Genomic DNA, 19948 nt, shown 5'->3' on the forward strand with positions numbered 1-19948 from the left:
AGCCCCTTTCATGGCCGTCAAGCGTCTCCTGCTCACCGACTTCCGCAATCACGCCGATGCGCTGCTGGCGCCCGGTGCGACGTTCGTGGTGCTGAGCGGGGAGAATGGCGCGGGCAAGACCAATATTCTGGAGGCGGTGTCGCTGCTGGCCCCCGGTCGGGGGCTGCGCGGCGCCCCGCTTGGGGAAATGGCACGCCAGGGCGGCGCCGGCGGCTTCGGCGTTGCCGCAACGCTCGACGATGCCGAGATCGGCACCGGGACCCGCGCCGATTCGCCCGAACGGCGGATCGTACGCGTCAATGGCGCTACCGCCGCCGCCACCAGCCTGGCGCAGTGGCTGGTCGTCCTTTGGCTCACGCCGGCGATGGACCGGCTGTTTCTCGAAGCACCGGGCGAACGCCGCCGTTTCCTCGACCGGCTGACGCTGGCGCTCAATCCGCGCCACGCCCATGAAGCGACCCGCTACGAAGCGGCGATGCGCGAACGCAACCGGCTGCTTGCCGACGAGCGGCCCCCCGATCCCGCCTGGCTGGATGCGCTGGAAGCACGGATGGCCGAGCACGGTGCCGCGATCGATGCCGCGCGCCGCGATGCCGTTGCCGCGCTGGACGCCCGCCTTGCGAACCAGCCGCAGGGGCCCTTCGCCCGCGCCGGGCTCGCCCTGGAGGGCTGGCAGGGCGACGCGGCGTTGCTGGCGGCCGCCTTGCGCGAGGGCCGGCGGCGCGATGCCGCCGCCGGCCGCACGCTGGCGGGACCGCACCGCGCCGACCTGCGGGTGACGCATCTCGACAAGGGCCAGCCGGCACATCTCTGCTCTACCGGCGAACAGAAGGCGCTGCTGCTCGGCATCGTCCTCGCCCATGCCGAACTGGTAGCGGACCGCGCCGGCCGTTCGCCGATCCTGTTGCTCGACGAAGTCGCTGCGCATCTCGATCCCGGTCGCCGGGCGGCGCTGTTCGAGCGGCTGGCCGGACGCGGCCAGGTCTGGATGACCGGCACCGAGCCGGCACTGTTCGAAGCCGTGCCCGCCAGCGCGACCCGCTATCGGGTGGCGGAGGGGCGCGTCGAGCCGGGCTGAGGCCTGCCCATTTCGCTTTCGTTTCGTGCCCTGAATCCCTATATCCTCGGCATGGCAGACACTCCCAAGACGAACGATCCCAACGCGAACGAATATGGCGCCGATTCCATCAAGGTCCTCAAGGGCCTCGACGCGGTCCGCAAGCGCCCCGGCATGTATATCGGCGACACCGACGACGGTTCGGGCCTCCACCACATGGTGTTCGAGGTTTCCGACAATGCGATCGACGAGGCGCTGGCCGGCCATTGCGACCTGATCCAGATCACGCTCAACGCCGACGGATCGGTCTCGGTCGAGGATAATGGCCGCGGCATTCCGACCGGCATCCACTCCGAAGAGGGCGTGTCCGCCGCCGAAGTGATCATGACCCAGCTCCATGCGGGCGGCAAGTTCGAGAACACCTCGGACTCGAACGCCTACAAGGTTTCGGGCGGCCTGCACGGCGTGGGCGTGTCGGTGGTGAACGCGCTCAGCGAGTGGCTCGATCTCAACATCTGGCGCGACGGCGAGGAGCATTACATGCGCTTCCGCCACGGCGATGCCGAGGCGCCGCTCAAGGTGATCGGCCCGGCGAACGGCAAGAAGGGCACGCGCGTGACCTTCCTCGCCAGCCCGGAGACGTTCAAGATCACCGAGTACGACTTCGAGAAGCTCGAGCATCGCTATCGCGAACTCGCCTTCCTCAATTCGGGCGTGCGCCTGTTCCTGCGCGACGCGCGGCACGAGGAAGTCAAGGAAGTCGAGCTGTTCTATGAGGGCGGCATCGCCGCGTTCGTGAAGTATCTCGATCGCAACAAGGTCGCGCTGATGCCCGATCCGGTGGCGATCAGCGGCACCCGCGACGACGTGACGATCGACGTCGCGCTGGAGTGGAACGACAGCTATTACGAAAACGTCCTCTGCTTCACCAACAACATCCCGCAGCGCGACGGCGGCACCCATCTCGCGGCGTTCCGCGCGGCGCTGACCCGCACGCTGAACGGCTATGCCGACAAGTCGGGGATGCTGAAGAAGGAGAAGGTCAGCCTCACCGGCGACGACATGCGCGAGGGGCTCACCGCGATCGTCTCGGTCAAGCTGCCGGACCCCAAGTTCAGCAGCCAGACCAAGGACAAGCTGGTCTCCTCCGAAGTCCGCCAGCCGCTCGAAAGCCTGATGGCCGACAAGCTGGCCGAATGGCTGGAGGAAAATCCCGCGGTTGCCAAGCAGATCATCCAGAAGGTGATCGACGCCGCCGCCGCGCGCGAGGCCGCCAAGCGTGCCCGCGAGCTCACCCGGCGCAAGGGCGTGATGGATATCGCCAGCCTGCCCGGCAAGCTCGCCGACTGCCAGGAGCGCGATCCCGCCAAGTCCGAACTGTTCTTCGTCGAGGGTGACTCGGCCGGTGGCTCGGCCAAGCAGGGCCGCGACCGCCACTTCCAGGCGATCCTGCCGTTGCGCGGCAAGATCCTCAACGTCGAGCGCGCGCGCTTCGACCGGATGCTCGCCAGCCGCGAAATCGGCACGATCATCACCGCGCTCGGCACCGGCATCCGCGACGATTTCAACATCGAGAAGCTGCGCTACCACAAGATCGTCATCATGACCGACGCAGACGTGGACGGCGCGCACATCCGCACGCTGCTGCTCACCTTCTTCTACCGCCAGATGCCCGAGATCATCACGGGCGGGCACCTCTATATCGCGCAGCCGCCGCTCTATAAGGCGACCAAGGGCCGCTCCGAGGTGTATCTGAAGGACGATGCCGCGCTCGACCAGTATCTGGTCGATGCCGGCGTCGGCGGTACGGTGCTCGACACCAATGGCAGCCAGCGCTCGGGCGAGGACCTGCGCACGCTGGTCGAGCATGCCCGCCGCATGCGCACCCTCATGCGCTACGTGCCGCGCCGCTACGATCCGATGATCATCGAATCGCTGGCGCTGGGCGGCGCGCTCGATCCGTCGGTGAGCCGCGAACAGCATGCCGAGGAACTGAAGACCGTCGTCGCCCGGCTCAACGCCGCCGACACCGAGGCCCGGTGGAGCGCGCGCATCACCGAGGATGGCGGCTATCATTTCGAGCGGCTGTGGCGCGGGGTGACCGACCACCACATCGTCGAGGCGAACTTCCTCGTCTCGGCCGAGGCGCGCAAGCTGCACACGCTGGCGAGCGAGCAGGCGGCGGCCTATCTGACGCCGTCCAAGCTCGTCTCGAACAAGGGCCTCGCGACCGAGGTGGATGCGCCGGTGCCCGAGGACGACGCGCCCGTCGCGGTCGGCAAGGGCGAGAGCCTGGTGTCGCGCCCGTCGCAGCTGCTCGACGCGATCCTCGCCTTCGGGCGCAAGGGGCTGGCGATCCAGCGCTACAAGGGTCTGGGCGAGATGAATGCGGAGCAGCTGTGGGAGACCACGCTCGACCCGCAGAATCGCTCGATGCTGCAGGTGGCGATCGACCAGGCCGACGTGGCCGACGCGATCTTCACTCAGCTGATGGGCGACGTGGTCGAACCGCGCCGCGACTTCATCCAGGAGAATGCGCTCAGCGTCGCCAATCTCGACGTTTGATCTGTCGCTCGACGGGCGGCCGGTGAGGGGTTAGCGGACCAGCGAGGGGCGGTTGAAGTCGGTTTCGACCTTCGATTGTCCCCTTGCCTCCTTTCCGGCAGCGCCATGTCGTGCATCGTCGGCGTTCTGGGTGGTGGCATTCTGAAGCCAGCTGGCTGTTCGCGCCTGGTTGCGGACATGCCTATGCCAGTTCAAACAGGCATTATGCGCGCGAGCAAGACTGTTGGGATCGCCACCGTCGTCATGGTTCTTTGCGCGTGGGTTTACATTGCGCTCTCGGGAGAACCGCGTTTGCCGACGAGCATCGCAAACGGCCGATATTCGAACGGCTGTTGCGGCACGATCGTTTTGCACGACGGGGTGATGACCGTTGCAAATCAGCGCGTTGATTACATCGTCGAGCGGGATAAGGCAGGCCCGTATGTTCTGCCAACGGCATACGTTGGAGCGTCAGCGCATGCCATCGTGGTCAGGTCTGATGCTTACCCGCTGAAGCTACGTATCGACGATCCAGCTCATCCTCACCCGTTAGAATTGCTTGGTGATGCTGCGGATGGCGGACGGTATTCGTTCGCACGGGTGAACGGCATCTGTGGACGCCCCTTCGGATGCAAGCGGTAAATCGGGGTAATGTTGGCACGTAGTCGGATGCTGTCATCTCCCTCAAGTGGTGATCAACACCTCCACTTTGGCACATCGATGCCGTCGGGGGGCGTCCACCCCATCAGCTAACCGCTCGCTTTCAGGCCACGGTGGTCCAATGCGAACCGGGCGTACTTTCCCTCTCCCGCCTGCGGGAGAGGGAGATGGAGACACGGATGCCGCTCTACCCCGCCGACGCACAGCCGATGCTGTGCCGGTCGGTCAGCGGCCCCGCCGGAACTGGCGCTTCCGGCTGCAACCCCGCAAAAAGCTGATCCAAACCGTCGCGACGCGCGTATAGGAAGCCAAACCCGTCATCCCAGGAGTTGCCATGCCTACCGTACTCATCACCGGCGCCACCGCCGGGATCGGCGAAGCTTCGGTCCGTGCCTTTGCCGATGCCGGCTGGCATGTGGTGGCGACCGGCCGCCGCGCCGATCGCCTGGAAAAGCTGGCCGGGGAGCGCGTCCACACCCTCGCCTTCGACATTCGCGACGAAGCGGCGCGCGATGCGGCGCTGGACAGCCTGCCCGCCCCCTTCTCGGACATCGACCTGCTGATCAACAATGCCGGCCTCGCGCTCGGCCTGGAGCCCGCCCACAAGGCGTCGCTCGACAAGTGGCGGACGATGATCGACACCAACGTCACCGCTTTGGTCTCGATCACCCACAAGCTGCTGCCGGGGCTGGTCGCGCGCAAGGGCGGGATCATCAACCTGTCGTCGGTGGCGGCGACCTATCCCTATCCCGGCGGCAATGTGTACGGCGCGACCAAGGCGTTCGTCCGCCAGTTCACGCTCAACCTGCGCGCCGACCTGATCGGCACCGGCGTGCGCGTCACCTCGATCGAGCCGGGCATGGTCGAAACCGAATTCACCCTGGTCCGCACCGGCAGCCAGGACGCCTCGGACAAGGTCTATGCCGGCGTCAACCCGATGACCGCCGAGGACATCGCCGAGACGATGCTGTGGGTGGCGACGCTGCCGCCGCACTTCACCGTCAACACGCTGGAACTGATGCCGGTGAACCAGGGCAACGGCCCGTTCGCGGTGCACCGCGAAGGCTGAGCGGAGCGTCCCCCCGCATCTTCCGCCGCTCCGCGGCTCCCTCCCCCTCCCACAAGGGGAGAGGGAGCCGCACTCCCTGACGCCATCTCCCCGCGCCGGCAGCGTGAGGGTGGCCGCCCCCACCCCTTAAACTTCCGCTTGCCCCCTCCCAACCCGAACCCTCTGGCACGGTCGGTTGCCGCCCCCCATCTCCTGTCCATGACAGCCTTTTCGCTCCTCGATCTCGTCCCGGTAGTCCAGGGTGGCACCGTTCCGCAGGCGCTGGCCAATGCCGCCGATCTCGCCGCCCATGCCGAACGGATCGGCTTTCAGCGCTATTGGGTGGCGGAGCATCACGGCATGGAAGGCATTGCCAGCGCCGCCACCGCCGTGGTGATCGCGCATGTCGCGCAGGCGACCAGGACGATCCGGGTCGGCGCCGGCGGGATCATGCTGCCCAACCATTCCCCGCTGCAGATCGCCGAGGCATTCGGCACACTCGATGCGCTGTTTCCCGGCCGCATCGATCTCGGCCTCGGCCGCGCACCTGGATCGGATCAGCGCGTCGCCGCCGCGATCCGGCGCAACCTGGACAGCGACGGCAACGAATTCCCGCGCGACGTGATGGAGTTGCAAAGCTATTTCGCCGATGATGGCCGCACCGGCATCCGCGCGACGCCGGGGGCAGGTGCCGATGTGAAGCTTTGGATTCTCGGCTCCAGCACCTTCGGCGCGCAGCTCGCCGCCGCACTCGGCCTGCCCTACGCCTTTGCCTCGCATTTCGCCCCGGGAATGCTCGACGAAGCGATCGCCGTCTATCGGCGTAATTTTCGCCCGTCCGAAGCGCTGGCCAAGCCGCACCTGATGCTCGGCTTCAACGTCTTTGCCGCCGACAGCGATGAAGAGGGCGCGTATCTGGCCAGTTCGCAGCAACAGGCGTTCGTCGCGCTCCGCACCACCGGCACCGGCGTTCGGCTACCGCCGCCGGTGCGCGGCTATCGCGAGGGCCTGGGCACGCAGGGCAATGCCATGCTCGACCATGTCCTGTCCGCATCGGCAATCGGCGGCCCCGCCAAGATCCGGCGCGAGATCGAAGCGTTCCTCGAACGCACCCAGGCGGACGAACTGATGCTCACCAGCGCGATGTACGATCACCAGGCCCGCAAGCGCAGCCTGGAGATCGCGGCCGAGGCGATGCGCGCGGTCGAGCCAGCCTGAGCTTCAGCCCGCCGCCGGCAGGCGGAGGCGGACGAGCAGGCCGCCCAGATCCTCGCTCTCTTCCAGACTGGCGGTGCCGCCATAGATTTCGGCGACGTCGCGCACGATCGCCAGGCCCAGCCCGGTGCCGGGCTTGCCGGTATCCAGCCGTACGCCGCGATCGAAGATTCGGATGCGATCTGCCTCGGGAATGCCCATGCCGTCGTCCTCGACGAGGATCTCGACATAGCCTGCCTCCAGCCGCGCGGTCACGAACACGCTGCCGCCGCCATATTTCGCGGCGTTCTCGACCAGATTGCCGAGGATCTCGTCGAGATCCTGCCGCTCGATATGGGCAACGGCATCCTTCACCCCGTCCACATCGATACGGACATTGGGGTAGAGCCGCGCCACGGCCCGCTCGACCGCCACGATCGACGACCAAACTTCCGCCCGGCTGTGCGCACTGCCGCGCCGCCCGACCGCGCGGGCGCGGGCGAGATGGTGGTCGATCTGCCGCCGCATCGTCCGCGCCTCGCGGATCACCGTATCGGGCAGATCGGCCTGCCCCGCCGCCGCTGCATTCATGATCACGCTCAGCGGCGTCTTCAACGCATGGGCGAGGTTGCCGGCATGGCGCCGCGCCTCTTCCGCCTGACGGTCGTTATGCTCCACCAGTGCGTTGAGCTCGTCGACCATCGGCCCCACTTCCGCTGGCAACGCCCCCGCGACGCGCTTGGTGTGGCCGGCGCGCAGGCGAGCGATCTCGCGCCGCACCTTACGCAGCGGCCGCAGGCCATACCATGTCTGCAGCGCCGCCATCGCGACCAGCCCCAGCCCCAGCAGCGCGAAGCTGCGCACCAATGTTCGGCGCACCGTGGCGATCTGCGCATCCAGCGTCTCGCGAGTCTCCGCCACCTGGAATCGCCACAGCACCGGCGATCCCGGCAGTGTCAGATCGCGCTCGGCGATGCGCAGCCGCTGGTTGCCGGGATCATCGCGGTTGGCGCCGGAACGCTTGTCGACGAATTCGTCGCTGTCATAGAAATGGATGTTGCGGTCCTGATAGACCTTGTTCGACTTCAGTCGTCGATCCCACAGCGACATCGACGGGAACGCTTCGTAGCCTTTGCCGCTGATCTGCCAATAGGCGCCCGAATTGGGCTCGAGGAAGCGCTGGTCGGCAAGCTGCCGGTTCAGGACCACTTCCCCGCGCGAACCCAGCTCGGCGGAAACGATCAGGGAGGAAACGAGATAGTCCAGCTGGTCGTCGAAATTGCGGGTGATCGCACCGGTCAGCACCCGATCCAGGGCGAGCCCGCCACCGACCAGCAGCAGCAGGATCCAGGCGGTCGCCACCAGCAGCATCCGGCGGCTGACCGATCCGGTGACGCGCACCGGCCGGCTCTCGCGGGGATCGGTATCGGCAGGCGCGGACGCCGCACCTTCGGACGTGTCGCTGGAGATCGGTGCTGCGTCCACCCGTGCGGCCTCAGGCGAAGCCGGATTCGTCGAGGCTGTAGCCCAGGCCGCGAATGGTGGTGATCACATCGGCGCCCAGCTTCTTGCGGATGCGCGTCACGAACACTTCGATCGTGTTCGAATCGCGATCGAAATCCTGGTCGTAGATATGCTCGATCAGCTCGGTACGGCTCACCACCTTGCCCTTGTGGTGGAGCAGATAGCTGAGCAGCTTATATTCCTGCGCGGTCAGCTTCACCGGCTCGCCCGCCTTGGTGACCTTGCCCGAGCGGGTGTCGAGGCGGATGTCGCCCGCGGTCAGCTCGGCCGAGGCGTTGCCCGAAGCGCGGCGGATCAGCGCGCGCAGGCGGGCGATCAGTTCCTCGGTCTGGAACGGCTTGGCGACATAATCGTCGGCGCCGGCATCCAGGCCCGCCACCTTGTCCGACCAGCTGTCCCGCGCGGTCAGCACCAGCACCGGCATGGTGCGGCCTTCCTTCCGCCAGCGATCGAGCACGGTAAGCCCGTCGATCTCCGGCAAGCCCAGATCGAGAATCACCGCGTCATATTGCTCGGTGGAGCCAAGGAAATGCCCCTCCTCGCCATCGGTCGCGAGATCGACGGCATAGCCCGCGCCTTCCAGGGCGGTGCGGAGCTGGATGCCGAGATTGGGTTCGTCCTCGACGATCAGAAGTCGCATTCGCTGTCCGTCCTTTTCTTGTGGTCTGCTCAGCTGCCCATGCGGCGGAGGATCTGGCCGGTATGGCCATCCACCTCCACCCAGATCACCGATCCATTGCGCAGGAATTTGAGCGTGTAAATGTCGGTACCGGGATCATAGTCGAATCCCAGATATTGGGCGCCCGGCATCCGGGGAATCACCCGCCGCTCGATCTCGCGCGCGGGCAGATTCTGGCCGCGAAGCCGCCGCTCCCGCGCCGCACGCTGGCCGTCGTCCTGGGCCGCGTCGAGCGGACGCGCCACGATCGGGCTCGTGAGCGCGAGGCTCGCAAGACACGCGATCAGAACAGGCTTGACCAACATCGGCATTGGCATGGCATAGGGTCCGGGCATTGAATAGCCCCTGAACATGCGCGTCAGCCATGGTTCGGGAATTGTGGCTTTCGCGCATCGGCCGCCGCTTGCCGGGGCGGGTTCGGGCCCCTAGGTGCTGCGTCATGGCTGCTCCGGTGCTTTCCTATGAAGGGCTGGGTCTCGTTCAGGGATCCGGCTGGCTTTTCCGCAATCTCGACCTGCATGTCGGCGAGCGCGATCGGCTCGCGCTGATCGGCCGCAACGGGGCGGGCAAGACGACGCTGCTCAAGCTGATCGCCGGCGCGATCGACAGCGACGAGGGTCGCCGCACCATCGTGCCCGGCACGCGCGTGATCCTGCTGGAGCAGGAACCGCGCATGACCGGCTGCACCACGCTGATGGACTATGTCCTCTCCGGCGACGACGCCCCCGCCCAGCACGAGGCCGAGGCGATCGCCGACCAGCTCGGCATCGACCTCAGCCGCGAAGCGGCGACGGCCAGCGGCGGCGAGCGCCGCCGTGCCGCCATCGCCCGCGCGCTGGCGCAGGATCCCGACGTGCTCCTGCTCGACGAGCCGACCAACCATCTCGATCTCGGTGCGATCGAATGGCTGGAAGACTGGCTGACGCGCTACAAGGGCGCCTTTATCGTCATCAGCCACGATCGTACCTTCCTCACCCGTCTCACCCGCCAGACGCTGTGGCTCGATCGCGGTTCCATCCGCCGCGCCGAGATCGGCTTCGGCGGGTTCGAAGCATGGACCGAGCAGGTCTATGCCGAGGAGGAGCGCAACGCCCAGCGGCTCGACGCCAAGCTCAAGATCGAGGAGCATTGGCTCCAGCGCGGCGTCACCGGCCGCCGTCGCCGCAACCAGGGCCGCCTGTCCAAGCTGAAGGAAATGCGCGCCGAACGCGCCGCGATGACGGGCCCGCAGGGTACCGCCGCGCTCGCCACCGCCTCGGACGGCAACCAGACCAAGGTGGTGATCGACGCCAAGCACGTCACCAAGCGCTTCGGCGAGCGGACGATCATCAAGGACCTGAGCTTCCGCGTCACCAAGGGCGACCGGATCGGCATCGTCGGATCGAACGGCGCGGGCAAGTCGACGCTGCTCAAGATGCTCACCGGCGAGCTCCAGCCCGACGAAGGGAGCGTGAAGCTCTCGCAGACGCTCGACGCGATCATCATCGACCAGCAGCGCAGCCTGATGGCGCCCGACAAGCGGGTGCGCGACGTGCTGGCGGACGGCGGCGACTGGATCGACGTGCAGGGCGCGCGCAAGCACGTCCATGGCTATCTCAAGGAGTTCCTGTTCGATCCCAGCATCGCCGAGGCGCGGATCGGCACGCTCTCGGGCGGCGAGCGCTCGCGCCTGCTGCTCGCGCGCGAATTCGCCCGGCCGTCCAACCTGCTGGTGCTCGACGAGCCGACCAACGATCTCGACCTCGAGACGCTCGACCTGCTTCAGGAAGTGATCGCCGATTATGCCGGCACGGTGCTGATCGTCAGCCACGATCGCGACTTTCTCGACCGCACCGTCACGGTGACGCTGGGGCTGGACGGCAGCGGCACGGTGGACGTGGTGGTCGGCGGCTATGCCGACTGGGAGGCCAAGCGCCGCCCGCGGATCGAGGCGAAAAAGGCGAGCAAGCCGGCCCCAGCGCCCGTGGCCGAAACCCCCAAGGCCCGCACCAAGCTGAGCTACAAGGACCAGCGCGACTACGAACTCCTGCCCAAGCGCATCGAGGAGATCGACCAGACGATCGCCCGCGACGAGGCGCTGCTGGCCGATCCTGCGCTCTACACCAAGGATCCGGCGAAGTTCGCCAAGCTGAGCGAGGGCATCGCGCGGCTGCGCGACGAGAAGGATGCCGCCGAGTTGCGCTGGCTGGAACTGGCGGAAATGGCCGAAGGGCTGGGTTGAGGGCGGGTCTAAAGGGCCGGCGGGAGATCAGGGCGCGGCGCCTTCTGCGCTCACGGTAGACGAACGAGCGCCCATCCGCGAAGTCAGGTCCCGGGCGCCTGCTGCCCACCATCATCGTCGCGCGCCACATAGCTGATACAATACCAATTCTTTCTTGCCTGCTGCTGACCTACGCCCGGCGTTGTTCGGAGCCGTGTCCTTCCGATAGTAGCGCCCCGGTCGCAATTTGAGGCCGATTGATGCCTCGACTGACATTGACGGATGACATTCTACCACGCTAGCCTTGTCGCGTGGTGAAGACGCGGGGCGCACCACAAACGGCTATTGGGGGAAAGCGGATGGCCAGGGCATCCACGTCGCAAGGCATTGGTAGCACTCGCGAAATCGACTTCACAAACGCGGAGGAGGTCCGCGCGCAGCGCGTTCCTTTTGTCCGGACGCCACTGGTACCCGCCGCCCGCAGCCTGATCGACCGGCTACGCAACTTTTTCGCGCGGCGCGCCAGCCCCTTCCGAGCCTCCGCCATCGCCTTCGCCATCGATCAAGCCGAAGGACTCAGCAAAAGCGTAGGTGCTGGTGACAAAAGGGTGTCGCTCGCGCCGGGTTCAACAACCCTGGTCTCCCTCCAAGTGCAACTCGAATCCTATGCGGGCAGCGCCTTCCATCGTGCCGAAGAGGCGTTAAGCGGTCTCGACACCTCCATCGCCCAAGAAAGTCAGTGGCTGAACCAGTGCCGGCCAAAGGGCATCATCGATATGATGTCGGCACATCTCGATCGCACGACCGAAGAACACAAGGAGGCCATTCTCGCTAGCGCCTCCAACCTAAAGAGCGCAAAAGACGAGCTGACAGTATTTCGCAAAAATCACGGCCTGAGCGACGATGTCAAACCAGGAAAGAAAATTGACATGGCCGTTATTGGCCAGCTTGGAATCCTGACCGTAGGAGAATTTGTCATAAATTCTCTCTACCAATCCACCCAATTGCAAAACGGTCTTGTCGGCGGATTCAGCGCTGCCCTCCTCGCATCTGGCGTTTTCATATTATGCGGAATAGGGCTTGGGGTAGGCAGGCAACTGCGGCTCAAGCAGGACCGCGGAAGGTGGGGTGGTTACGCGCTTATCGCAGCTGCGCTTCTCGTCGCTGGCTGGGCCATATCACTCCTCAGCCTCGCACGTGTTGCGGGCGCCCATGGCGACACCGATCCATATGGGACAGCACAACGGCAAATCTGGCATTTCGGCGCGATCTTGAACGCGCTGAGCGATTTCACGGCCTTCTCCTTCGCCCTTATATCCTTCGCTGTGATCTTCCTGATCTCCTGGAAATTCCTGACATATTCGGGCGGGTATTTGGGGCTGCGCAGCAGAGGGGCGAAAATTGATGCGGCCGAGCCGGACTTGCGCGAGAAGATCACCCAGGCGAAAGACCATATCAAAAAATTTTCCGATGATTTTGATCATTGGCTCGACGAAGGCCCCGCTGTCATCACGGCGTGCAAATCAAGCATTCGCGCGCTCGCCGCAACCGGCGACAAGGTCGTCACCCAGTTTCTTTCTGATTCACAAGACATCGAACACGCGGCACGCCTATTCGATGCCTATGTTAGGCAAAATGGCGGGGCGAATATCGGCGAACTCTGGGTCAACATCGACAAGAAGCTCAAGGAACATCTTGCTCAAATAAGGAGCAAGCATGCCACGCTCGTGGGCGACGCAGAAACGCTGTGCAAGCGGGAGGACATTGACGACGACTCCATTGCCGGCGCCCGAAAGGCGTTTGCCGCGAAGCTGGCAGTTGCCAGCAAGGAACTGGCGAAAGCCGAGGCCGCACCCGAGCGCGCTCAGCCCACCGGCAGCAACCCGTCGGTCGGCGATGGGATCGTCACGAGCAAGATGAAAGCGCCGCACGCCCGCACCGCAGCCTCCGTGTAAAATCCCGCTTCGATACGAACATCCCACCCACAAGGCAAAACACGACCGTGGCGCGTTCTACCGCAAAAACCAAGCCGACCCGCTCCGGTGTGCTCTGGATCAGTGGATTCGCGGTCGCCATATCCCTAGTCGCCGGCGGTGCCGGGTATCTCTCCTATCTCAGCCATGCTCAGGCGGTCGATCCGGAAACCCTTTGCCTCCTCAACCACGAAGCACCGGTGGCAGCGCTCGTAATGATCGACGTGACCGATCGGATCGAGCAGAGAAACGTCAAGATGATCGAGGCCAACGTCCTCGGTATTGCGAAGAAGCTTCCCCGAGCCTCCAAGTTGATCGTCGTTCCCTTCGACGATGACACCACGAGCGCGCTTACACCCAAATACCAGAACTGCGTCGCGGCGAAGGGTGCGGATGCCCGGATGGACGAAAATGCGAAATTTCTGGATCCCATTTACAAGCAATTCCTCGCTACGCTGGGCGACGGAGTGCGCAATGCGGTGAACGATGCGCCAACGTCACACAGTTCGCCGATTACCCAGCAGATCATCCGTGCGGGCAGCAGCCCCTCGCTGGGCTGGGTGGGCACCCAGCGGAAGCTGATCCTGATTACAGACGGACTGCAAACCGGAGCGATCGGCCGCCGCTCGGTCGCCTTGCCGAAGCCGGAGAGCCAGCCGCTGGAAGGGGTGGACGTCGTATTCATCGAGGTAGGCAACAGGCGCGACAAGAGCAGACAGTCGAAGCGCTTGCGCACGGCGTGGGAGCGGTGGCTGAAGGCGGCGGGCGCATCCTCCTTGAAGATGATCGATCCAAGCCATCCCGCAACCGAACTATAGCCGGTCGCACCGCCCGTCGTCGGGCGACCGGCCTTCCGCGCAGCCGGTCGCTTTTCGCCAGTGTTGCCCTAAACCCGCTTGCCCTGTCGCCCGGCCAACTCCACCACATATTGCCAGGCCACGCGCCCCGAGCGGCTGCCCCGCCGGGTCGCCCATTGGATCGCGTCCGCCGGCTCGAACACCAGCCCATACGCCTCGGCATAACCGCGCACGATCGCGACATAGGTGTCCTGATTGACCATATGGAAGCCCAGCGACAGGCCGAAGCGATCCGCCAGTGCCAGATCGTCGTCGACCGAATCGCGCGGATTGATCGCGCTCGATTGCGCTTCGATATCCCGCGGCAGCAGGTGGCGGCGGTTGGACGTGACCAGCAGCCGGCAATTGGCCGGCCGCGCCTCTGCGCCGCCTTCCAGTATCGATCGCAGCGCGCGGGCATCGGCTGCGGCGTCGAAGCCCAGATCGTCGATGAAGATCGCGAACGGCCGATCGGTGCCGGCCAGCAGTGCGAATAGATCGGGCAGCGTTTCCAGATGCGTCGTCGCCGCTTCGACCAGCGCCAGTCGCCCGCCCTGCGCCTGCACCGCGCCCACCGCACCCTTCACCAGCGCCGACTTGCCGGTGCCGCGCGCGCCCCAGAGCAACACATCCTGCGCGGCATGGCCGGCCGAAAGCCGCTCAAGATTGGCGAGGAGCGCGACGCGTTGCTTTTCGACCCCCTGCAGCAGCGCCAGCGGCATCGGCGCGAACGCACGGGCCGGAGCCAGATCGCGGCCACGCCATATATAGGCGGGATGCACCGCCAGGTCGGTGGGCGGCGCAGGCGGCGGCGCCAGGCGCTCCAGCGCCTCGGCGATACGGATCAGCGGATCGATCATCGCGCCGCTATAGCGGAAAAGATCGGCAGCGCGAGGGCGACTCCGCGGGGGCCGAACCGTAGCCGCAGCGACCAGATCGCGGTTTACCGAGATAAACCGAGATGAATTTTACCGGGTCCGTAACCATTTCGTCTCGAGCTTGTTTCAAGCCATGGTACAAACGCAATTGTGCGCGCACAGGGAGCTTCATCGAATGTCGGAATCGAAACCGATCACGCCCGTCATTCTTTCGGGCGGCTCGGGAACGCGCCTCTGGCCAATGTCCCGGCCGGAGCGACCGAAACAGTTGCTTTCGCTGACGGCGGAAGAAACCATGCTGCAACTTACGGCACGGCGCGCTTCCGGGGATCGCTTCACCCCGCCGATCATTGTCGCCAACGCGTTCCACGCCGATCTGGTGGAGGAGCAGCTGGCGCTGGTCGATCAAGGCGTGAAGGCGCTGATCCTCGAGCCGATCGGGCGCAATACCGCCCCGGCGATCGCGCTGGCGGCGATGGCGGCCGGCGGCGGAAGCGAACCGATACTCGTGATGCCCTCCGATCATGTGATCAGCGATGTCACGGCGTTCCATGCCGCGATCGAAGCGGCGCTGCCGCTGGTCAACGAAGGCTGGCTGGTCACCTTCGGCATCACCCCTGATTCGCCGGAGATCGGCTATGGCTGGATCAAGATCGGCGAGGAACAGCTTGCCCCCGGCGTCTTTCGCGTCGACCGCTTTGTCGAGAAACCGCCGCGCGATCGGGCGGAGGCGATGCTGGCGTCGGGCGATCACGCCTGGAACGGCGGCATCTTCCTGTTCCGGGCCGACATGTATCTGGGCACCCTCAGCGTCTTCGCCCCGGAGATGCTGGTCGCCGCCCAGCAATCGATGGATCGGGCACGGCGCGAAGGTACCCGCATTTTCCCCGATGCCGAAAGCTTCGCCGCCTGCCCCGCCGATTCGATCGATTACGCGGTGATGGAAAAGGCGCCCCGCGTCGCCGTGGTGCCGGTTTCGATGGGCTGGAGCGATGTCGGCAGTTGGGATGCGCTGCACGCGATCAGCAATCCGGACGAGGGCGGCAATGTCGTGCGCGGCGACGTCGTCGCCATCGAAGCCCGCAACTGCCTGGTGCAGAGCGAGCCGGGCAAGCGCGTCGCCCTGGTCGGCGTACAGGATCTGATCGTCGTCGCATCGGGCGCCGATGTGCTGGTGTTGCCCCGCGGCCGCAGCCAGGAGGTCAAGAAGCTGATCGACGCGATGCAGGGATGAACCGCCGGCGGCGGTGCCGTGCATCGCCCCGGAATGCATGCGCCGCCGGCCGCAACGCTGCGACCCGGCGGCGGCATGGTTCGAACGTCGCTTATTGCGGCGTCTTCACACTCGCATCGCGGTTATCGCCCTGGGGCGATTTCAGGATGTCCTGCGTGGTGGTGCCCTTGTCGACCACATTGGTCTGCGGGCTGCCGGCGTTGCTGCGCACACCGGCATCGGCGCTGGCGGCACCGGCCTGATCCAACGTGGCGGTCTCGCTCTGGCTGCGCGCCGCCGATCCGCCGAACAGCGCTTCCAGCGCCTGGTCGGACGGGGCGGTATCCTGCGGGCGGGCGGCACCCGGCTGCGGCGGGCGCAGCGAGAAGTCGGGCGGGATCACCAGCGGCGCCTGGCGGGCCACCGCGAACTCGTCCGGACGTGCCCGGTCATACCCCTTCTTGCCGCACGCCGAGAGCGAGGCCACCAGGGCGACGCCGGTCGCGACGAGGATCAACTTACGCATTAAATTTCTTCTCCACAGGGGCAGGCGACTTGGGGTTCTTGTCGCGAACGAGCAGGGCACGAAGCAGCAGGATCACCACGCCGATGGTAATCGCGGCATCGGCCACGTTGAAGACCAAAAAGGGGCGCCACTCGCCGAAATGCAGGTCGGCGAAATCGACGACATAGCCGAGGCGGCTGCGATCGAGGATGTTGCCGCAGGCACCGCCCAGGACCAGGCCGAGCGCGAACACGTCGCCCGCCTTCTTCTCGCGCAGCATCCATACCAGCACGCCGATGGCGATCGCCGCGGTCATCAGCACCAGCAGCCAGCGCGTCGTCGGGCTGTTGGCCGAGAGCAGGCCCAGCGACACGCCGATATTCTTCACGAAGCGCAGGTCGAAGAACGAGGTGATCGTCAACGAATCATTCTGCACCACCAGCCCGAGCGGACCGGTGACGATATACTTGGTCAGCTGGTCGATCACGAAAACGCCCAGCGCCGTGGCAAAGCCAACCATCCGCACCGACTTCATCACGACACCACCTCTGCGCAACGGTCGCACAATGCGCCATCCTGCGTCACTTCGGGAAGATGGCGCCAACACCGGCCGCATTTGTGGCGCTGGGTGGGCGTGACCGTGACCTCGCCCCCATGTTCGACCTTGGCGACGATGAACAGCTCGGCGAGTTCCTCCGCCGGCATCGGCAGGCTCGGCACGGTCACCTCCGCCTCGAGGCTGGAGCGGACCTTCTTCTCGCGGCGATAGGGCTCGATCGCCTCGGTGACCGTCTGGCGCAGCGCGCGGATCGCGGTCCAGTCATGCTCGACCGCGGCGCCTTCCGGCAGCACCGGCCATTCGAGCTCGTGGACCGATCCGTCCTCGCTCGGGAAGCGGGCCTGCCACACTTCCTCGGCGGTGAAGGCGAGGATCGGCGCGGCGTAGCGGACCAGCGCGTGGAACAGCAGGTCCAGCACGGTGCGATAGGCGCGGCGCTTGGGATCGCGCTCCGCATCGCAATAGAGGCAGTCCTTGCGGATATCGAAGAAGAAGGCCGAGAGGTCCTCGTTCATGAAATCGCCGAGCGCGCGCGCATAGCGATTGAACTCGAACGCCTCCGCCGCCGACCGCAGCTCCGCGTCAAGCGCCGCCAGCTTGTGGAGCACATAGCGCTCCAGCTCGGGCATGTCGGCCACCGCCACCTTCTCGGCCTCGCCGAACCCGTCGAGCGCGCCGAGCAGATAGCGGAAGGTGTTGCGGATCTTGCGATACGCGTCGCCGGTGCCGGCGAGGACTTCCTTGCCGATGCGGACGTCGTCGAAATAGTCGGTCTGCGCGACCCAGAGGCGCAGGATGTCCGCGCCGCTCTCGCCGATGATCTTCAGCGGATCGACGACGTTGCCGAGCGACTTGGACATCTTCTTGCCCTGGCCGTCGAGCGCGAAGCCGTGCGTGAGCACCGCGTCATAGGGCGCCCGGCCGCGGGTCCCTGCCGATTCGAGCAGCGACGACTGGAACCAGCCGCGATGCTGGTCTGAACCTTCGAGATAGAGGTTGGCGCGCACGCCCTCGCCATAGCGCGCCTCGATCACGAAGCTGTGGGTCGAGCCGCTGTCGAACCACACGTCGAGGATGTCGGTGACGACCTCATAGTCCTCGGCCCGGTAGTCGGGGCCGAGCAGCGCCTGGTGGTCGGCCTGGAACCAGGCATCGGCCCCGCCGGCGCGGAAGGCGTCGAGGATGCGTGCGTTGACCGCAGGGTCGCGCAGATAGTCGCCGGTGGCGCGGTTGACGTAGAGCGCGATCGGCACGCCCCAGGCGCGCTGGCGGCTGATCACCCAGTCCGGACGGCCCTCCACCATCGCGCGGATGCGGTTGATCGAGCGCTCGGGCACCCAGCGGGTGCGTTCGATGGAATCGAGCGCGATGGCGCGGAGGGTGGGCATATTTCCCTCTCCCCTTGTGGGAGAGGGAGGGAGCGCCGAAGGCGCGGAAGGGTGAGGGGGAGTGCTGGGTGTGGCGGATACGTCCCCCTCACCCTTCCCACTCGCTTGCGCGAGCGGGCCCCTTCCCTCTCCCACAAGGGGAGAGGGAGTTGGCTTGTCCATCGGAATGAACCACTGCGGCGTCGCGCGGAAGATGATCTTCGCCTTGCTCCGCCAGCTGTGCGGATAGCTGTGCTGGAAGTCGTCCGAGGCGGCGAGCAGCGCGCCGGCGGCGCGCAGGTCCGAGCAGATCGGGCCTTCGGCGCTGACGAACTTCTTGTTGATCACCGAACCCTGGCCGCCGAGCCACAGCCAGTCGGCGCGGTACATGCCCGCGCCGTCGACCGCGAAGACGGGGTCGATGCCGTGCGCCTTGCACAGCAGGAAGTCGTCCTCGCCATGATCCGGCGCCATATGGACAAGGCCCGTACCCGCATCGGTGGTGACGAAGTCGCCGGGCAGGAACGGCCGCGGCTTGGCGAAGAACCCGCCGAGCGCGTGCATCGGGTGGCGCGCAACGGCGCCTTCGAGAGCCCAGCCGCCCTTATAATAGACATCGACGGCGTCGCTATTGTCCCAAGCGGAGCCGATCCGCTTCAGGAAGGTCGGCACCAGTGCGGTCGCCACCAGGAATTTCTTGCCCGCAAGTCCGGCGAGCGCAGGCTCCTCAAGAGCGCCCGCCTTCAGCTCGAAAAGCGAATATTCGACGTCCGGGCCATACGCCAACGCCTGGTTCACCGGAATCGTCCAAGGCGTGGTCGTCCAGATCACCGCATGCGCGCCAACCAGTTCGGGCGCGTTCGGCGCCTCGGTGATCTCGAACGCCACGTCGATCTGCGTGGACGTGATGTCCTCATATTCGACCTCGGCCTCGGCCAGCGCGGTCTTTTCGACCGGCGACCACATCACCGGCTTGGCGCCGCGATAGAGCTGGCCGGTCTCGGCGAACTTGAGCAGCTCGGCCGCGATCCGCGCCTCGGCGTCGAACTTCATGGTGAGATAGGGATCGTCCCAATCGCCCAGGATGCCGAGCCGCTCGAACTGGCCGCGCTGCACCGCCACCCACTTTTCGGCATAGGCACGGCATTCCGCGCGGAAGGCGACGGGGTCGACTTCGTCCTTGTTGAGCTTCTTGGCGCGGTACGCTTCCTCGACCTTCCACTCGATCGGCAGGCCGTGGCAGTCCCAGCCGGGGACATAGGGCGCGTCCTTGCCCATCAGGCTCTGCGAGCGGACGACGATGTCCTTCAGGATCTTGTTGAGCGCATGGCCCATATGGATGTCGCCATTGGCGTAGGGCGGGCCGTCGTGCAGCAGGAAGCGCTCGCGGCCGGCGCGGGCCTCGCGCAGCTTCTGGTACAGGTTAATGCGCGCCCAGCGCTCGAGGATGGCGGGCTCCTTGGCAGCAAGGCCGGCCTTCATCGGGAAATCGGTCTTCGGCAGGAAGACGGTGTCGCGCCAGTCGCGCTGGGTGTCGGTTGCTTCAGTCATGGGTCGCGCGGGATTAGCCGGTGTGGGAGGGGAAGTCATCCCTTCTCCGTTCGGAGGGTTGGCCGCGTGTTTCCTCCCCTGCCCAGAGCCAAGCAATCGCAAAGGAATTTTGAGGCCGCGGCTCCCCTGACAATACTCTGTCATTCCCGCGCAGGCGGGA

Annotated in this window: 16 protein-coding genes; 9 read left to right on the forward strand and 7 right to left on the reverse strand. The window is 65.8% G+C overall.

Annotated elements, in window-relative coordinates; translation table 11 throughout:
• Nucleotides 1-10 precede the first annotated feature (10 nt).
• The 5 genes from recF to DD559_RS00470 all read left to right on the forward strand — a co-directional run bounded on the left by recF (nucleotide 11) and on the right by DD559_RS00470 (nucleotide 6527).
• Nucleotides 11-1078: a DNA replication/repair protein RecF gene (recF, locus tag DD559_RS00455; protein ID WP_116467464.1), complete on the forward strand. Its 1068-nt coding sequence runs from the start codon at nucleotides 11-13 to the stop codon at nucleotides 1076-1078.
• A gap of 51 nt (nucleotides 1079-1129) precedes the next feature.
• Entirely contained in the window at nucleotides 1130-3622 is a 2493-nt protein-coding gene (gene gyrB, locus DD559_RS00460; RefSeq protein ID WP_116467465.1) for a DNA topoisomerase (ATP-hydrolyzing) subunit B, read from the forward strand.
• A gap of 105 nt (nucleotides 3623-3727) precedes the next feature.
• Nucleotides 3728-4243: a hypothetical protein gene (locus tag DD559_RS19540; RefSeq protein ID WP_133243752.1), complete on the forward strand. Its 516-nt coding sequence runs from the start codon at nucleotides 3728-3730 to the stop codon at nucleotides 4241-4243.
• 352 nt (nucleotides 4244-4595) lie between these two features.
• Nucleotides 4596-5330, forward strand: a complete 735-nt coding sequence (locus DD559_RS00465) for an SDR family NAD(P)-dependent oxidoreductase (protein ID WP_116467466.1) — start codon at nucleotides 4596-4598, stop codon at nucleotides 5328-5330.
• A gap of 198 nt (nucleotides 5331-5528) precedes the next feature.
• Nucleotides 5529-6527, forward strand: coding sequence for an LLM class flavin-dependent oxidoreductase (locus tag DD559_RS00470; protein ID WP_116467467.1), 999 nt, complete (start codon nucleotides 5529-5531; stop codon nucleotides 6525-6527).
• Between the two features lie 3 nt (nucleotides 6528-6530).
• Here DD559_RS00470 and DD559_RS00475 read toward each other — a convergent pair whose 3' ends face one another.
• The 3 genes from DD559_RS00475 to DD559_RS00485 form a co-directional block, all read right to left on the reverse strand.
• The gene (locus DD559_RS00475; protein WP_116470612.1) at nucleotides 6531-7874 is read right to left on the reverse strand and encodes a sensor histidine kinase; all 1344 of its coding nucleotides are present in this window, start codon (nucleotides 7872-7874) and stop codon (nucleotides 6531-6533) included.
• A gap of 124 nt (nucleotides 7875-7998) precedes the next feature.
• Complete coding sequence (locus tag DD559_RS00480; RefSeq protein ID WP_116467468.1) at nucleotides 7999-8667, reverse strand: response regulator transcription factor; 669 nt, start codon at nucleotides 8665-8667, stop codon at nucleotides 7999-8001.
• Between the two features lie 29 nt (nucleotides 8668-8696).
• Nucleotides 8697-9011, reverse strand: coding sequence for a hypothetical protein (locus DD559_RS00485; RefSeq protein ID WP_438270344.1), 315 nt, complete (start codon nucleotides 9009-9011; stop codon nucleotides 8697-8699).
• Between the two features lie 134 nt (nucleotides 9012-9145).
• Here DD559_RS00485 and DD559_RS00490 point away from each other — a divergent pair, with 134 nt between their 5' ends.
• The 3 genes from DD559_RS00490 to DD559_RS00500 all read left to right on the forward strand — a co-directional run bounded on the left by DD559_RS00490 (nucleotide 9146) and on the right by DD559_RS00500 (nucleotide 13697).
• Nucleotides 9146-10927: an ABC-F family ATP-binding cassette domain-containing protein gene (locus DD559_RS00490; protein WP_116467469.1), complete on the forward strand. Its 1782-nt coding sequence runs from the start codon at nucleotides 9146-9148 to the stop codon at nucleotides 10925-10927.
• A 290-nt stretch (nucleotides 10928-11217) separates the two neighbouring features.
• Complete coding sequence (locus DD559_RS00495; protein ID WP_165830943.1) at nucleotides 11218-12861, forward strand: hypothetical protein; 1644 nt, start codon at nucleotides 11218-11220, stop codon at nucleotides 12859-12861.
• Between the two features lie 47 nt (nucleotides 12862-12908).
• The gene (locus DD559_RS00500; RefSeq protein ID WP_133243753.1) at nucleotides 12909-13697 is read left to right on the forward strand and encodes a hypothetical protein; all 789 of its coding nucleotides are present in this window, start codon (nucleotides 12909-12911) and stop codon (nucleotides 13695-13697) included.
• A gap of 68 nt (nucleotides 13698-13765) precedes the next feature.
• On the opposite strand, the gene DD559_RS00505 is transcribed toward DD559_RS00500, so the two are convergent.
• Complete coding sequence (locus tag DD559_RS00505; RefSeq protein ID WP_116467472.1) at nucleotides 13766-14575, reverse strand: ATP-binding protein; 810 nt, start codon at nucleotides 14573-14575, stop codon at nucleotides 13766-13768.
• Nucleotides 14576-14768: 193 nt separating this feature from the next.
• On the opposite strand from DD559_RS00505, the gene DD559_RS00510 reads away from it, so the two are divergent.
• A complete protein-coding gene (locus DD559_RS00510) occupies nucleotides 14769-15827 on the forward strand; it encodes a mannose-1-phosphate guanylyltransferase/mannose-6-phosphate isomerase (protein WP_206364412.1) in 1059 nt (352 codons plus the stop codon).
• A gap of 91 nt (nucleotides 15828-15918) precedes the next feature.
• Here DD559_RS00510 and DD559_RS00515 read toward each other — a convergent pair whose 3' ends face one another.
• Genes DD559_RS00515 through ileS form a run of 3 tightly spaced genes read right to left on the reverse strand, consistent with a single transcriptional unit; the run spans nucleotide 15919 to nucleotide 19788 of the window.
• The gene (locus DD559_RS00515) at nucleotides 15919-16332 is read right to left on the reverse strand and encodes a DUF3035 domain-containing protein (protein WP_116467473.1); all 414 of its coding nucleotides are present in this window, start codon (nucleotides 16330-16332) and stop codon (nucleotides 15919-15921) included.
• On the reverse strand, nucleotides 16325-16846 hold the full coding sequence (lspA, locus tag DD559_RS00520; RefSeq protein WP_116467474.1) for a signal peptidase II: 522 nt from the start codon (nucleotides 16844-16846) through the stop codon (nucleotides 16325-16327). Before lspA ends, DD559_RS00515 begins: the two co-directional genes overlap by 8 nt.
• On the reverse strand, nucleotides 16846-19788 hold the full coding sequence (gene ileS / locus DD559_RS00525; protein WP_116467475.1) for an isoleucine--tRNA ligase: 2943 nt from the start codon (nucleotides 19786-19788) through the stop codon (nucleotides 16846-16848). Before ileS ends, lspA begins: the two co-directional genes overlap by 1 nt.
• Nucleotides 19789-19948 lie beyond the last annotated feature (160 nt).

It is taken from the genome of Sphingomonas pokkalii, from assembly GCF_003096275.1.
GTDB lineage: Bacteria > Pseudomonadota > Alphaproteobacteria > Sphingomonadales > Sphingomonadaceae > Sphingomonas > Sphingomonas pokkalii.